This window comes from Kitasatospora sp. NPDC088783 (genome assembly GCF_044750705.1).
Classification (GTDB): Bacteria; Actinomycetota; Actinomycetes; order Streptomycetales; family Streptomycetaceae; genus Kitasatospora; species Kitasatospora fiedleri.
Map to the genome: position 1 here is coordinate 21,463 of NZ_JBIVKJ010000003.1, position 13,648 is coordinate 35,110.

11 protein-coding genes are annotated in these 13,648 nt (G+C 72.3%); all 11 read right to left on the reverse strand.

Going from position 1 to position 13,648, the window contains the following annotated elements:
* Positions 1 to 9: 9 nt before the first annotated feature.
* The 11 genes from ACIP60_RS08690 to ACIP60_RS08740 all read right to left on the reverse strand — a co-directional run bounded on the left by ACIP60_RS08690 (position 10) and on the right by ACIP60_RS08740 (position 13,606).
* A complete protein-coding gene (locus ACIP60_RS08690) occupies positions 10 to 243 on the reverse strand; it encodes a hypothetical protein (RefSeq protein ID WP_400681642.1) in 234 nt (77 codons plus the stop codon).
* Positions 244 to 434: 191 nt separating this feature from the next.
* Entirely contained in the window at positions 435 to 1,925 is a 1,491-nt protein-coding gene (gene gatB, locus ACIP60_RS08695) for an Asp-tRNA(Asn)/Glu-tRNA(Gln) amidotransferase subunit GatB (RefSeq protein WP_400682625.1), read from the reverse strand.
* Between the two features lie 5 nt (positions 1,926 to 1,930).
* Positions 1,931 to 2,524 carry a hypothetical protein gene (locus ACIP60_RS08700; RefSeq protein WP_400681645.1) on the reverse strand — a complete coding sequence of 198 codons (594 nt, stop codon included), beginning with the start codon at positions 2,522 to 2,524 and terminating at the stop codon, positions 1,931 to 1,933.
* Between the two features lie 35 nt (positions 2,525 to 2,559).
* On the reverse strand, positions 2,560 to 3,717 hold the full coding sequence (locus ACIP60_RS08705; protein ID WP_400681648.1) for an AAA family ATPase: 1,158 nt from the start codon (positions 3,715 to 3,717) through the stop codon (positions 2,560 to 2,562).
* A 33-nt stretch (positions 3,718 to 3,750) separates the two neighbouring features.
* The gene (locus ACIP60_RS08710; protein WP_100836260.1) at positions 3,751 to 3,990 is read right to left on the reverse strand and encodes a hypothetical protein; all 240 of its coding nucleotides are present in this window, start codon (positions 3,988 to 3,990) and stop codon (positions 3,751 to 3,753) included.
* A complete protein-coding gene (gene gatA / locus ACIP60_RS08715) occupies positions 3,987 to 5,480 on the reverse strand; it encodes an Asp-tRNA(Asn)/Glu-tRNA(Gln) amidotransferase subunit GatA (protein WP_400681651.1) in 1,494 nt (497 codons plus the stop codon). Before gatA ends, ACIP60_RS08710 begins: the two co-directional genes overlap by 4 nt.
* Positions 5,481 to 5,485: 5 nt before the next feature.
* Positions 5,486 to 5,782: an Asp-tRNA(Asn)/Glu-tRNA(Gln) amidotransferase subunit GatC gene (gene gatC / locus ACIP60_RS08720; protein WP_400681653.1), complete on the reverse strand. Its 297-nt coding sequence runs from the start codon at positions 5,780 to 5,782 to the stop codon at positions 5,486 to 5,488.
* A gap of 167 nt (positions 5,783 to 5,949) precedes the next feature.
* Positions 5,950 to 7,539, reverse strand: coding sequence for a bifunctional diguanylate cyclase/phosphodiesterase (locus ACIP60_RS08725; RefSeq protein ID WP_111556131.1), 1,590 nt, complete (start codon positions 7,537 to 7,539; stop codon positions 5,950 to 5,952).
* Between the two features lie 302 nt (positions 7,540 to 7,841).
* Positions 7,842 to 10,280, reverse strand: coding sequence for an NAD-dependent DNA ligase LigA (ligA, locus tag ACIP60_RS08730; RefSeq protein ID WP_400681655.1), 2,439 nt, complete (start codon positions 10,278 to 10,280; stop codon positions 7,842 to 7,844).
* A complete protein-coding gene (locus tag ACIP60_RS08735; protein WP_400682627.1) occupies positions 10,277 to 11,260 on the reverse strand; it encodes a methionine synthase in 984 nt (327 codons plus the stop codon). The genes ligA and ACIP60_RS08735 overlap by 4 nt, the downstream gene beginning before the upstream one ends.
* 144 nt (positions 11,261 to 11,404) lie before the next feature.
* The gene (locus ACIP60_RS08740; RefSeq protein ID WP_400681657.1) at positions 11,405 to 13,606 is read right to left on the reverse strand and encodes a right-handed parallel beta-helix repeat-containing protein; all 2,202 of its coding nucleotides are present in this window, start codon (positions 13,604 to 13,606) and stop codon (positions 11,405 to 11,407) included.
* Between the last annotated feature and the right edge of the window lie 42 nt (positions 13,607 to 13,648).

Below are 13,648 nucleotides of genomic sequence, written 5' to 3' on the forward strand. Positions count from 1 at the left end.
GCCCGCCGGTCATCCCGCGCAGCCCGCCACGGCGCCCGAACGGCCCTGCTCCGCACCGGACTTGGCCCGCTGCGGCGCGGCGGCCCCCCGGCGGCCCGCCCGTACCGCCCCGGCCACCCGGGCCACCAGCCCGGTGCGCTCCCCGCCGCGGCCGGCGGCGGCCGCCTCGCGGGCCAGCCGCCGGGCGGCGGCCCGGCCGTGCAGTTCGCGTTCCCTCGACTTGAACAACTCGTACTCGTACACGGTGTCTTCCCCTCGTTGCGTGCTGGTGTCCAGCCTCCGCTCCCAGGGGGGTGCGCCGCATGGGGAGCCTGCCCGATCCGGGCGGGCCGCCGGCCCGGAGAACACCGGTGCCCGCCCCCGGTCGGGGACGGGCACCGCGGGCGGAACCGCCTAAGGGGCTCCTTAGGCGCCGCCGTCACGCCGTAGGCACCTCAGGCCAGCTTCGCCAGGATGAGGTCCTTGACCCGGGCCGCGTCGGCCTGGCCGCGGGTGGTCTTCATGACCGCGCCGACCAGCGCGCCCACCGCCTGCACCTTGCCGTCGCGGATCTTGGCGGCGACGTCCGGGTTGTCGGCGATCGCCTGGTCGACGGCCGCGCCGAGCGCGGAGTCGTCCGAGACCACGGCCAGGCCGCGCCCGGCCACCACGTCGTCCGGCTCGCCCTCGCCGGCGAGGACGCCCTCGATGACCTGGCGGGCCAGCTTGTCGTTGAGCTTGCCCTCGGCGACCAGCGCGCACACCCGGGCCACCTGGGCCGGGGTGATCGGCTGCTCGGACAGCTCGGTGCCGGTCTCGTTGGCGCGCCGCGCCAGCTCGCCCATCCACCACTTGCGGGCCTGGTCGGCGGGGGCGCCGGCCGCGACGGTCTCCGAGATCGGCTCCACCGCACCGGCGTTGAGCACCGACTGCATGTCCTTGTCGGTCAGGCCCCACTCGGCCTGCAGCCGGGCCCGGCGGACCCGGGGCAGCTCCGGCAGGGAGGCCCGCAGCTCCTCGACCCACTCCCGGGCCGGGGCGACCGGCACCAGGTCGGGCTCCGGGAAGTACCGGTAGTCCTCGGCGTTGTCCTTGATCCGGCCGGCCGTGGTGGAGCCGTCCTCCTCGTGGAAGTGCCGGGTCTCCTGGACGATCGTCCCGCCGTCGGTCAGCACGGTGGCGTGCCGCTGGATCTCGAACCGGGCGGCCCGCTCCACGCTGCGCAGCGAGTTGACGTTCTTGGTCTCGCTGCGGGTGCCGAACGCCTCGGTGCCGTTGGGCCGCAGCGACAGGTTCACGTCGCAGCGCATCTGGCCCTTGTCCATCCGGGCCTCGGAGACGCCCAGCGCCTTGATCAGCTCGCGCAGCTCGGCGACGTACGCCTTCGCCACCTCGGGGGCGCGCGCGCCCGCGCCCTCGATCGGCTTGGTGACGATCTCGATCAGCGGGATGCCGGCCCGGTTGTAGTCCAGCAGCGAGTACTCCGCGCCGTGGATCCGCCCGGTGGCGCCGCCGACGTGGGTCGACTTGCCGGTGTCCTCCTCCATGTGGGCGCGCTCGATCTCCACCCGGAAGACCTCGCCGTCCTCCAGCTGCACGTCGAGGTAGCCGTTGAAGGCGATCGGCTCGTCGTACTGGCTGGTCTGGAAGTTCTTCGGCATGTCCGGGTAGAAGTAGTTCTTCCGGGCGAACCGGCACCACTCGGCGATCTCGCAGTTCAGCGCGAGACCGATCCGGACCGCCGACTCCACCCCGACCGCGTTGACCACCGGCAGCGAACCGGGCAGGCCGAGGCAGGTCGGACAGGTCTGCGAGTTCGGCTCCGCGCCCAGCTCGGTGGAGCAGCCGCAGAACATCTTGGTCTTGGTACCCAGCTCGACGTGGACCTCAAGGCCCATCACCGGGTCGTACGAGGCCAGTGCGTCGTCATAGGACACCAGGCTCATGGTGCTCACAGGAATCCTTTCAATTTCAATGCGTGTTCGGTGTCCGCAAGCCATCGCTGGTACGACGGCAGCCGGCCGAGAATACGAAGATCGATGTGTTGTGCCAGTAGTTCCATGCTGTCGTCCAGCACCCCGCCGTGGCCGCTGCCCACGATCCGCTGCCAGACCCGCTTCGCGTAGTCATGGTGGTCGGGGCTGTTGTGCGCCCTCTCCACGTCCGCCGGATGCTTGTACGGATAGGCGGTGAGGTCTGCCCCGCCGACCGCGGTGGCGATCGCCTTCCGGTCGGCGAGCATCCACGACTCGGTCATCTGAACCGGGACCAAGACCACCGGCTCGGCGACATTCGGCCTTCCTGCCCATTCCCGCAGCTCGGCCGCGAGACCTTCCGCTTTGGCGCGTTCCTTCCGGTCGCTGTGCAGGAAGAGCAACTCGTGCGCGGACGCCATTGCCCTGGCCGCTTCCAATGCTCCCGGATCAGTGACTCGTACGACCGAGACCTCACACGGCTGCACGTCCACCGGACCGGGCGCTTTGACCAACAGCAGCTCTTCCACCTGCCGGGTGACCAGCGTCCGCAGGAACGGCTCGTCGCTCACCCCTTCCACCATCAGCCCGAGGGACAGCCATCGACTCACGCCGTTCCCTGCCCGATGCTACGGAGCAGCCGCTCGACCGCTTCCGGCGACTTGGAAGCACCGGGCTCGCTGTCCGGGGTGCGCGGCAGCAGCGGCAGGGGCGCCGTGATCCGGGAAATCGTGCCGCGTTGTGGGTCCACGTGGTTGGCCTGTTCCAGGAACACCACACTCCCGGACAGGTCGTTCCGCAGCGCGGTCAGCAGCGCGGACGAGTGCGTGGTCGCCAGCAGTTGGCCGTCCCCGCGCCCGAGCCGGTGCACCAGTTTGGCGACCTGCGACAGGTGCATCCCGTTCTCGATCTCCTCAACGGCCAGCATGCTGGTCCGTTGCGGGTCCCAGTACACGGCCAGCAGGGCGAGTGCCCGCAGCGTGCCGTCCGAAAGCGAAGCAGGCGAGACCCACCCGGTGTATTGGAACTCCACCTCGAAGTCGAACTCACCACGCGTGCGCAGCACTTCGGTGCGGATGCCCCGCACCCCTGGGACCAACGCCGCGAGGTCGGCCGTCAAGCGGATGAAACGCTCGGGAGCGGTCTCCTCAATCCGGTGCACCATCGTGGCGAGGTTGCTGCCGCGCGGTTCCAGCGGTCCGTCCGCCTCAGGCCGCCCCAGCTCCCGCAGAGCGTCGGGTTCCAGGACGTACGGCTGCCAGGCGGCGCTCTCCGCGAGGAGCCAGAACGCCGCTTCTGCGACCTCGGTAGGCTCGATCGTCCCGTGCGCAAACCTGTTCCTGGTGTCCCGCACCTCGGTCAGGGGAATCTCTTCCTCCGGCCGATCAGCCGAACCCGACACCCGGACCCAGCTGCTGTCCTGGTCCAGGACAGCAGCACCGGTTCCGTTCCGAAGCGCGGCCAACTGCACTTCCACGAACCGCGGGCCACTCGTCAACGGGAGGGTCATCCGGACCGCGATCGTGAACCCGTCCCGCAGTACACCCGCGCTGTTCCGGTGGAACAGGTCACGCGCGGCCAGCCGCCGGTCCGCTGCCAGGGTCGCCTTGAACCCCTGGCGGACCGTCCCGGCGACCAGCCGCAGCGCGTCGAACAGGTTGGACTTGCCGGCCCCGTTGACGCCGAGAAGAACCGTCACCGGATGCACATCGAGCTCGAAGCCGACGAACGACTTGAAGCCGTCGATGCGGATCTGCGTGATCATCTCTTCTCCCCGACCTCTCCGGAACCGGCGCCGCTAGCCGAGCAGGACGTCGTCGTCGCCGAGACGCTTGAGCTCGCGGACGAGGAGCGCGGTGCCGGTGATCAGGGCGGCGGCGCCGACCAGGGCGTTGACCAGCTTGAGGGTGTCGTTGTCGGAGCGCGCGGTGCGGGCCTCCTTGACGATGGAGATCGCGCCGAAGGCGCTGGTGCCGATGGACAGCCACAGTCCGGGCTTCGAGTGCTTCCAGCCCTTGGCCTTCTCGATCTTGCTCATAGTGCCGGTGCCTCCTCCAGCAGGGCGTGGCCCCACTTGTCGTTGAGCGCGGCCTCGACGGCGCCGCCCACGCGGTAGAGGCGGTCGTCCGCCATCGCGGGGGCGATGATCTGCAGGCCGACCGGGAGATTGTCCTCCGGGGCGAGCCCGCAGGGCAGCGACATGGCCGCGTTGCCCGCCAGGTTCGAGGGAATGGTGCACAGGTCGGCGAGGTACATCGCCATCGGGTCGTCTGCCCGCTCGCCGATCGGGAATGCCGTGGTCGGGGTGGTCGGGGAGACCAGCACGTCCACGCCGGCGAAGGCGGCGTCGAAGTCCCGGGAGATCAGGGTGCGGACCTTCTGCGCGGAGCCGTAGTAGGCGTCGTAGTAGCCGGAGGACAGCGCGTAGGTGCCGAGGATGATGCGGCGCTTGACCTCGGAGCCGAAGCCGGCCTCGCGGGTGAGCGCGGTGACCTGCTCGGCGGAGCGGGTGCCGTCGTCGCCGACCCGCAGGCCGTAGCGCATGGCGTCGAACCGGGCGAGGTTCGAGGAGCACTCGGACGGGGCGATCAGGTAGTACGCGGGCAGCGCCAGCGTGAACGACGGGCAGGAGACCTCGACGACCTCGGCGCCCAGGTCGCGCAGCAGCTCGACGGACTCCTGGAAGCGCTGCATGACGCCGGCCTGGTAGCCCTCGCCGGCGAACTCCTTGACCACGCCGATCCGCATGCCGCGCACGTCGCGCAGCTTCGCGGCGGCGACCACGTCCGGGACGGGGGCGTCGATGGAGGTGGAGTCGAGCGGGTCGTGCCCGGCGATCGCCTCGTGCAGCAGCGCCGTGTCCAGCACGGTGCGGGCGCACGGGCCGCCCTGGTCGAGCGAGGAGGAGAAGGCGACCAGGCCGTAGCGGGACACCGAGCCGTAGGTCGGCTTGACGCCGACGGTGCCGGTGACGGCGCCGGGCTGGCGGATCGAGCCGCCGGTGTCGGTGCCGATCGCCAGCGGCGCCTCGAAGGCGGCCAGCGCGGCGGCCGAGCCGCCGCCGGAGCCGCCGGGGATGCGGGTGAGGTCCCACGGGTTGCCGGTCGGGCCGTAGGCGGAGTTCTCGGTGGAGGAGCCCATCGCGAACTCGTCCATGTTGGTCTTGCCGAGGATGACGACGTCGGCGTCCTTGAGCCGCTTCGTCAGGGTGGCGTCGTAGGGCGGGATCCAGCCCTCGAGCATCTTCGACCCGCAGGTGGTCGGGATGCCCGCGGTGGTGAACACGTCCTTCAGCGCGAGCGGCACGCCCGCCAGCGGGCCCAGCCCGGCGCCGGCCGCGCGCTTCTCGTCGACGGCGCGGGCCGCGGCCAGCGCGCCCTCGCGGTCGACGTGCAGGAAGGCGTTGACCTTCTTGTCGACGGCGTCGATCCGGTCCAGGTGGGCCTGGGCGACCTCGACCGCCGAGACCTCGCCCTTGGCGATCGCGGCGGCCGTCTCGGCCGCCGTGTACTTGATCAGCTCGGTCATCTCGGTCAGTCCTCCCCGAGGATCTGCGGCACGCGGAAACGCTGGTCCTCGCTGGCCGGGGCGCCGGAGAGCGCCTGCTGCGGGGTCAGCGACGGCCGCACCTCGTCCGTCCGCATCACGTTGGTGAGCGGGAGCGGGTGGGAGGTCGGCGGGACGTCCTGCCCCGCGACCTCGGAAACGCGGGCGACCGCGCCGATGATCACGTCGAGCTGCTCGGCGAAGTGGTCCAACTCCTCCGCCTGCAACTCCAGACGCGACAGCCGGGCGAGGTGGGCGACCTCCTCGCGCGTGATGCCAGGCATGCAGCGATCCTCAAGGGTGAGTTCTGGTGGGCCGGTCCCCGCCCCGCGGGGCAGGCCGGTCCTTTCGGTCCTGAGGGGCCATCCTATGGGCAGAAGGGGGACGGCCGACCGGGCGCACGCTTCGAGGGCCGCCCGGGACGTTGCCGGGCGGCCCTCGAAGCGTGCGGTCAGCGCGGCAGCGACTCCACCGGCGGCGCGTCGTTGCGCCGCACCAGCAGCCAGGCGGTGGCCTGGTCGACGGGCAGCGCCGCCGAGACCAGCCAGCCCTGGACGGCGTCGACGCCCATGTCCTGGAGCCGCTCCCAGGTCTCGTCGTCCTCGACGCCCTCGGCGACCACGGTGAGCCCCAGCGAGTGGGCGAGCTCCACCGAGCAGCGCACCACGGCCGCGTCGTGGTCGTCGGCGACCATCCGGGAGACGAAGGAGCGGTCGATCTTGAGTTCGCCGACCGGCAGGCTGCGCAGCCGCACCATCGAGGAGTGCCCGGTGCCGAAGTCGTCCAGCGACATCCGCACGCCGTAGCGGCGCAGTTCGGCCAGGGTGTCGGCGGCCCGCCGGCTGTCGTCCAGCAGCAGCCGTTCGGTGATCTCCAGTTGGAGCGCCACCGCGGGCACCTGGTGCCGGGTGAGGTGTCCGGCGACCCGGGCGGCGAAGCCGGGGTTGAGGACGTCGCGCGGCGAGACGTTGACCGCGACGGGCACCATCAGGCCCTGGTTGCGCCAGCGGGCGATCTGCCCGACGGCGCTCTCCAGCACGTAGTCGGTGAGCCGGGGCATCAGCCCGGAGGACTCGGCGAGGGCGATGAACTCGTCCGGCGCGACCCTCCCCTGCCCGGGCCGCTCCCAGCGCACCAGCGCCTCCAGGCCGACCACGCTGCCGTCGAAGGCCACCTTCGGCTGGTAGTGCAGCTGCACCTCGTTCATCTCGATGGCCCGCCGCAGGTCGCCGAGCAGGCCGATCCGGTACGGGGTGTCCAGGTCGCGGGCCTCGTCGTAGCGCTCGACGCCGCTGCGGCTGTGCTGGGCGTGGCCCATCGCGACGTCGGCGCGCCGCAGCAGCGACTCCGCGTCCTGGGCGTGGGTCGGGTAGACGCACACCCCGGCGCTGGCCTCCAGGACCAGCAGCAGGCCGTCCAGCCGGATCGGCGCGGCGAGTTCGGCGATCAGCGCCTTCGCGGTGCGCTCCAGCAGGTCGGGGCTGCCCACCCCCGGCAGCAGCACGGCGAACTCGTCGCCGCCCATCCGGGCCACCACCGGGCGCTCGCCGCGGCGGACCGGCGGGGGCAGCGCGGTGCCGTCCTCGCCGTCCCGGGGGTGGCCGGCGCCGGTGCGCAGGGCGCGGTGCAGCCGGCGGGCGATGTGCACCAGCAGCCGGTCGCCCGCGGTGTGGCCCAGGGCGTCGTTGAGCGAGCGGAAGCGGTCCAGGTCGAGCAGGATCAGGCCGACGCTGTAGCCGGGTTCGGCCTCGTGCCGGGCCAGTGCCTCCTGGGTGGCGATCAGCAGGGCCTGCCGGTTGGGCAGGTCGGTGAGCGGGTCGGTGAGCTGGTCCCGCGCCCGGTCGCGGGCGATCCGCCAGGCGGCGACCAGCACGGCCAGGGGAACCGCGAACAGCGGGAGCAGCTCGGGTTCGTAGCGGTACACCAGGACGGCCAGCGGGATGAGCGGCGCGGCCCCGGCCAGCAGCACGCCGAGCAGCAGGACCGCCCCTGCCACCCCCTGCGGCGGGCGTGTGGGCGCGCCGCCGGTCGTACGATCCATAAGCCCAGTCCTCCGTCGGGCCCGCCCCCCGGCGGGGCCGCCTCACGGTGAGGCACCCCTCTCCTCAGAGGTGCCGGTGGACGTCAGACGAGGGCGTGTCCCCGGGGCGCCGGCGGGAAAACCGGTGCCACACACTCCTGCTGACAGTTCGTAGCGCCCAGGGTAAGCCGGGGCGCACCACCTGGGCGCACTTTCGGGCCACCTCTGAGCGCAACGTCATATCCGCGCGTTGTCCAGTGACACAATGCCCGATTTCCTTCTCGAACACCCCGCTGACGCGGCATCAGGACGATAACGACGCGTCAGGAAACCTTCTCGTCCCTCCCTTCCCCGACATTTTCCCCCACCGCGTCCGCTTCGTTCGTATCGCCTTCGACGGCCGCCGCGTCCGCGCCCGGAGCCCCGTCCGCGCCCGCTTCCACGCCCTCCCGCGGGCCGTCCGCCGGGGCGCTCCCGGCGGTTTCCGGGCCGGTCAGCGGCTCCAGGCCGAGGTGCGCCCGGGCCGCGTCCGCGCCCTGGTCGAGCAGCACCGCGAAGCCCGCGTCGTCCAGCACCGGGACGCCCAGCTGCACCGCTTTGTCGTACTTGGAGCCGGGGTTGTCGCCGACCACCACGAAATGCGTCTTCTTCGAGACCGCGCCGGTGACCTTGGCGCCGCGCGAGGTCAGCGCCTCCTTGGCGCCGTCCCGGGTGTGCCCGGCGAGGGTGCCGGTGACCACCACGGTCAGGCCCTCCAGCGGGCGTTCGCCCTGCTCCGGCCCGCCCTCCTCGGTGAAGGCCACGCCGGCGGCGCGCCACTTCTCCAGCAGCTCGCGGTGCCAGTCCTCGGCGTACCACTCCTTGACGGCGCGGGCGATGGTCGGCCCGACGCCCTCGACGGCGGCCAGTTCGGTCTCGTCGGCGGCGAAGACCCGGTCCAGGTCGCGGAACTCGCGGGCCAGCTGCTGGGCGGCGACCGGGCCGACGTGCCGGATCGACAGGCCGTTCAGGAAACGCCACAGCGGGCGGTCCTTGGCGGCGGCCAGGTTCTCCAGCAGGAGGCCGGTGTTCTTCTTCGGCGCGCCCGTGGTGGTGGCGAAGAAGGAGACCTTCTTCTCCTCGCCGGTCTTGTCGTCCAGCTTGGGCATGCCGGTCTTCGGGTCGCGCACCAGCACCTTGATCGGCAGCAGCTGCTCCTCGGTCAGGCCGAAGATGTCGCCCTCGTCCCGCACCGGCGGGTCGGCGGGCTCCAGCGGCTGGGTCAGCGCGGTGGCGGCGACGTAGCCGAGGCCCTCGACGTCCAGGCACTGGCGGCCGCCGAGGAAGGCGATCCGCTCGCGGATCTGGGCCGGGCAGCGCTGGGCGTTGGGGCAGCGCAGGTCGATGTCGCCCTCGGACATCGGGCGCAGCGGGGTGCCGCACTCCGGGCACCGCTCGGGCATCACGAACTCGCGCTCGCCGCCGTCGCGCAGGTCGTAGACCGGGCCGAGGATCTCCGGGATGACGTCGCCGGCCTTGCGCAGCACGACGGTGTCGCCGAGCAGCACGTCCTTGGCCTTGACCACCTGCTGGTTGTGCAGGGTGGCGTACTGCACCATCGAGCCGGCCACCTTCACCGGCGCGGCCAGCACCGCGTACGGGGTGGCCCGGCCGGTGCGGCCGATGCCGATCTTGATGTCGGCGAGCTTGCCGGTGACCTCCTCCGGCGGGTACTTCCAGGCGATCGCCCAGCGCGGCGACTTGGAGGTGGAGCCGAGCCGGCCCTGGAGGGCGATCTCGTCGACCTTGACCACCACGCCGTCGATCTCGTGCTCGACGGAGTGCCGCTGCTCGCCGAAGCGCTTGATGAACGCCCGCACCTCGTCCAGCGTGCCGACCACCTCGTTGTGCCGGGCGGTGGGCAGGCCCCAGTCGTGCAGCAGCCGGTACGCGTGCGACTGGCAGTCGATGTCGAAGCCGGTCCGGGCGCCGATGCCGTGCACCACCATCCGCAGCGGGCGGGAGGCGGTGACGTGCGGGTCCTTCTGGCGCAGCGAGCCGGCGGCGGCGTTGCGCGGGTTCATGAACAGCCGGATCATCGCCCGGGGCCGCTTGCCCTCCTTGGCGCGCTCCTCGTTCTCCTGCCGGCGGCGCTCGTTCTCCGCCGCGAAGGAGGCGTTCAGCGCGTCGAACTCCTCGGTGGGGAAGTACACCTCGCCGCGGATCTCGACCAGCTCCGGGACGTTCTCGCCGCGCAGCCGGTGCGGGATGCCCTTGATGGTGCGGACGTTGGCGGTGATGTCGTCGCCGACCACGCCGGTGCCGCGGGTGGCGGCCAGCACCAGTTCGCCGCGCTCGTACGTCAGGTTGACGGCCAGGCCGTCGACCTTGAGCTCGCACAGGTAGTGGTAGTCGATGCCGGACAGCTCGGTGGCGACCCGCTCGGCCCAGGCGGCCAGCTCCTCCTCGTCCATCGCGTTGTCGAGGCTGAGCAGCCGCTCCCGGTGCACCACGGGGGCGAACTGCTCGGTCGACCCGCCGCCGACCTTCTGGCTCGGCGAGTCGGGCGTGACCAGCGCCGGGTGGGCGGCCTCCAGCGACTCCAATTCCCGCATCAGGGCGTCGAACTCGGCGTCGCTGATGACCGGGGCGTCCTGGTCGTAGTACCGGGCCCGGTGCTCCTCGATCTCGGTCGCCAGCTCGGCGTGCCGCGTCCGCACCTCCGCCGGGATCTCCTCCCAGCCCTCCACAGCCGCCACCGCGCCGTCCTCCTCGCTCGTCACTCCGGGTTGTCCACCAGGCTCCGGGCCGCCCGCACCGCCGCGGCCAGTGCCCGCCGCGCGTACGCCGGGGACGCCCCCGCCAGCCCGCACGTCGGCGTCACCACCACGCGGCGGCCCAGCAGCTCGGGGGCCAGCCCGAGCCTGCGCCACAACGTCCTGACCCCCTGGACACTACCGGCCGGGTCCGACGTTTCGACGTCGGCGGACGGCACCACACCGGCCAGCAGCAGCGTGCCGCCCTCGACCGCCTCGCCGAGGTCGTCGTCGTCACGTTCGGTCAGCAGGCCGAAGTCCAGGCTGATCCCGGCGGCCCCGGCCCGGCGCAGCAGCGGGATCGGCACCCCGGGCGCGCAACTGTGCACCAGGACGGGCGCGTCGAGGCCGCCGATCAGCTCGCGCAGGGCCTGCTCGGCGCGTTGGCGGTCGACGGCGCGCAGCCGCTGGAAGCCGCTGGCGGTCTTCACCGACCCGGCCAGCACGGCGGGCAGCAGCGGCTCGTCCAGTTGCAGCACCACCGTCGCGCCGGGGACCCGGCGGCGGACGTCGGCGAGGTGGCGGCGCAGGCCCTCGGCGAGCGAGCCGGCCAGGTCCCGGCAGGCGCCGGGATCGCTGAGCGCCTTCTCCCCGTGCCGCAGCTCGATCGAGCCGGCCAGCGTCCACGGCCCGACCGCCTGCACCTTGAGCGGGCCGGTGTAGCCCTGGGTGTACTCCTCCAGCGCGTCCAGGTCCTCGCCGAGCCAGGACACCGCCCGCCTGGTGTCCCGCCCGGGGCGGTCGGTGAACCGCCAGCCGCTGGGCTCGGTCTGCACGAACAGCTCGGTCAGCAGCCCGGCGCCGCGCCCGATCATGTCCGCCCCGGGCCCGCGCGCGGGCAGTTCGGGCAGGTGCGGCAACTGCTCCAGCTCGGCCGTCACCCCCCGGGCCATCTCCCGCACGTCCCGGCCGGGCATCGATCCGATCGCCGTCGCGGCGCCGTACATCTCGGGGAAGGAGTGCTCACTGGTCACGGGCACCGAGCCTAAGGGGTCCCGGGACGCGCGCAGGGCGCGGGGAGGATTCCCTCGCGCCCTGCGTCCTGCTGCTTTGCCGTCCTGCTGTTCCGCCGTCGGCCGTCCCGCGCCCGGTCAGCGCGAGTTGTAGCCGGGGGTGTCGACCACCAGGTGCACCGGAGCGTCGCTGGCGTTGTAGAACGACACCTTGCCGTCCTGGACCTTGACCACCACCTGGTTCGGGATGGTCTCGCCCTTGACCCAGTTGAGGTTGGACACGTTCGGGGCGGTGCCGCCGTGCGGGTAGACCGTCAGGTGCCCGTCCGTGCCGGGCTCGGTCACGGTGACGTTGAGGGTCACCGAGTCCGTCACCGGCATGTCCAGGTCGAGGTCGAGCGTGCCCCGGGCGGGCACCGGGCCGGCGTGGCGCATGTTGGTGCCGGAGCCGAAGCCCCAGTCCTCCCGGGTGTCCATGAGGCGCCAGGGGCCGACCGGGCGGTACGTCTCGTACCCGTTCGCGCTGTAGTAGCCGGCCAGGTCGGCGATCACGTGCACGGTGCTGTCGGAGGCGTTGTAGAACGACACCTTGCCGTCGATCACCGGGACGGTCACCAGGTTCGGGATCGTCTTCCCGGCCGTCCAGTTGAGGTTGGACGCGTTCGGGGCGGCACCGCCGTGCGGGTAGACGGTGAGGTGCCCCTCCTGGCCGGGCTCGGTGACGGTGACGTTCAGCGTGACCGCGGTGACGCCCTGGGCCGGCACCCCGGCGAGACCGGTCACCGGCAGGTCGACGGTGCCCCGCGCCGCGACCGGCGTGGTGGTCGGCACCCCGATGTGCGCCCGGGTGTCCAGCAGTCGGGTCGGGGACTTCGAGGTGAAGACGCTGCCCTTGCCGCTGTAGTAGCCCGCCAGGTCGGCGATCACGTGCACGGTGCCGGGCGAGGCGTTGTAGAACGACACCTTGCCGTCGACCACCGGGACGGTCACCAGGTTCGGGATCGTCTTCCCGGCCGTCCAGTTGAGGTTCGAGGAGGTCGGGCGGTCCCCGCCGTGCGGGTACACGGTGAGGTGCCCCTCGGCCGCCGGGTCGGTGACGGTGACGTTCAGCGTGACCGCGGTGACGCCCTGGGCCGGCACCCCGGCGAGACCGGCCACCGGCAGGTCGACGGTGCCCCACGCCGCGACCGGCGTGGTGGTCGGCACCCCGATGTGCGCCCGGGTGTCCAGCAGCCGGGACGGGCCGGCGGGGGTGAACAGGCTGCCGAAGTCCATGTACTCCTGCGCGCCCCGGTCACGGGTGCCGCTGCCGGTACCGGTGTTGGGCACGGTCGGGTGGTCCGCGGCCGGCTGGCCGTAGGCGTCCCGGTCGAGCATGCCCGGCGCGTTCTCGTCCGCCGAGTCGATGACCGGCGACGGCTTGTGGCTCGGGTCCCGCTGCCAGAGCCAGTCCGGGTCCGCGACGATCTCGTGCGCGCCCTGGCCGGTGGCGGCGGTGAGGGCCTGCTGGGTGCTGTAGGCGGTGCCGCCCCAGTTGTAGGCCGCGCCGCCGCTCAGCGAGCTGACCAGGTCGTAGTCCAGCTTGGTGCCGGTGGTCGCGGTCGCGGCGACCGTGATCCCGGTGGCCCGGCCGGGGTTGGCGCAGGCCGGCGGGCCGTAGCCGGTCTGGGCCTCCACCACGTTGTTCTCGATGGTCGCCCCGGTGGAGGCGCCGCCGAGCACGATGCCCGGGAAGCAGGAGCTCCGGACGGTGTTGCTGACCACGACGGTGCCCGGCGCGTCGGTGACCTGGATGCCGGTCATGTTGTCGACGTTGTTGCCGTACACCTGGTTGGTGCTGATCACGGTGTTCTGCGAGCCGCCGTCGACGAGGGCCACCGGGCCCTTGCCCTCCAGGTCCGAACCGGCCACGACCACGTCGGTGGACCCGTTGGTGACCTGGACGCCCGTGCCGAAGAAGGTGACGCCGCGGACCTTGATGTCGTTGCCGTGGTCGACCAGCAGCGCCTTCTTGGTGTACGACGCGGTGACCGTCAGGTTCTGGAACACCAGGTGCTGCGCGCCCGCGACGAGCAGTCCGTTGCTCGGGTGCGCGGAGTCCGAGTCCGCGTGGATGCGGCTGCCGCCGATCGAGTTCTCGTTCTCGGTCCCGCGGAAGGTGATCGGCGCGTCGGCCGTGCCCGAGCGGGTGAACGTCAGATCGGTCTCGTTGTAGTCGCCGTCGGCGATCTCGACGGTCTGCCCCGCGTTCACCACCGCGGCCGCGGCCGCCACGTGGCAGAACGGGAGCGCCGGTGTCCCGGCGCCCGCCCCGTCGGAGCAGGACACCGTGTTGTTCACGTGGAGCGTGCCCGCGGCCGCTGACGCGGCACCCGCCCCGAT

Bases quoted from the DNA above. Each gene is read 5' to 3' on its own strand.
- gatB (WP_400682625.1), bottom strand. From the start codon at position 1,925: ATGAGCCTGGTGTCCTATGACGACGCACTGGCCTCGTACGACCCGGTG.
- ACIP60_RS08705 (WP_400681648.1), bottom strand. From the start codon at position 3,717: ATGATCACGCAGATCCGCATCGACGGCTTCAAGTCGTTCGTCGGCTTC.
- ACIP60_RS08710 (WP_100836260.1), bottom strand. From the start codon at position 3,990: ATGAGCAAGATCGAGAAGGCCAAGGGCTGGAAGCACTCGAAGCCCGGA.
- gatA (WP_400681651.1), bottom strand. From the start codon at position 5,480: ATGACCGAGCTGATCAAGTACACGGCGGCCGAGACGGCCGCCGCGATC.
- gatC (WP_400681653.1), bottom strand. From the start codon at position 5,782: ATGCCTGGCATCACGCGCGAGGAGGTCGCCCACCTCGCCCGGCTGTCG.
- ACIP60_RS08725 (WP_111556131.1), bottom strand. From the start codon at position 7,539: ATGGATCGTACGACCGGCGGCGCGCCCACACGCCCGCCGCAGGGGGTG.
- ACIP60_RS08735 (WP_400682627.1), bottom strand. From the start codon at position 11,260: ATGTACGGCGCCGCGACGGCGATCGGATCGATGCCCGGCCGGGACGTG.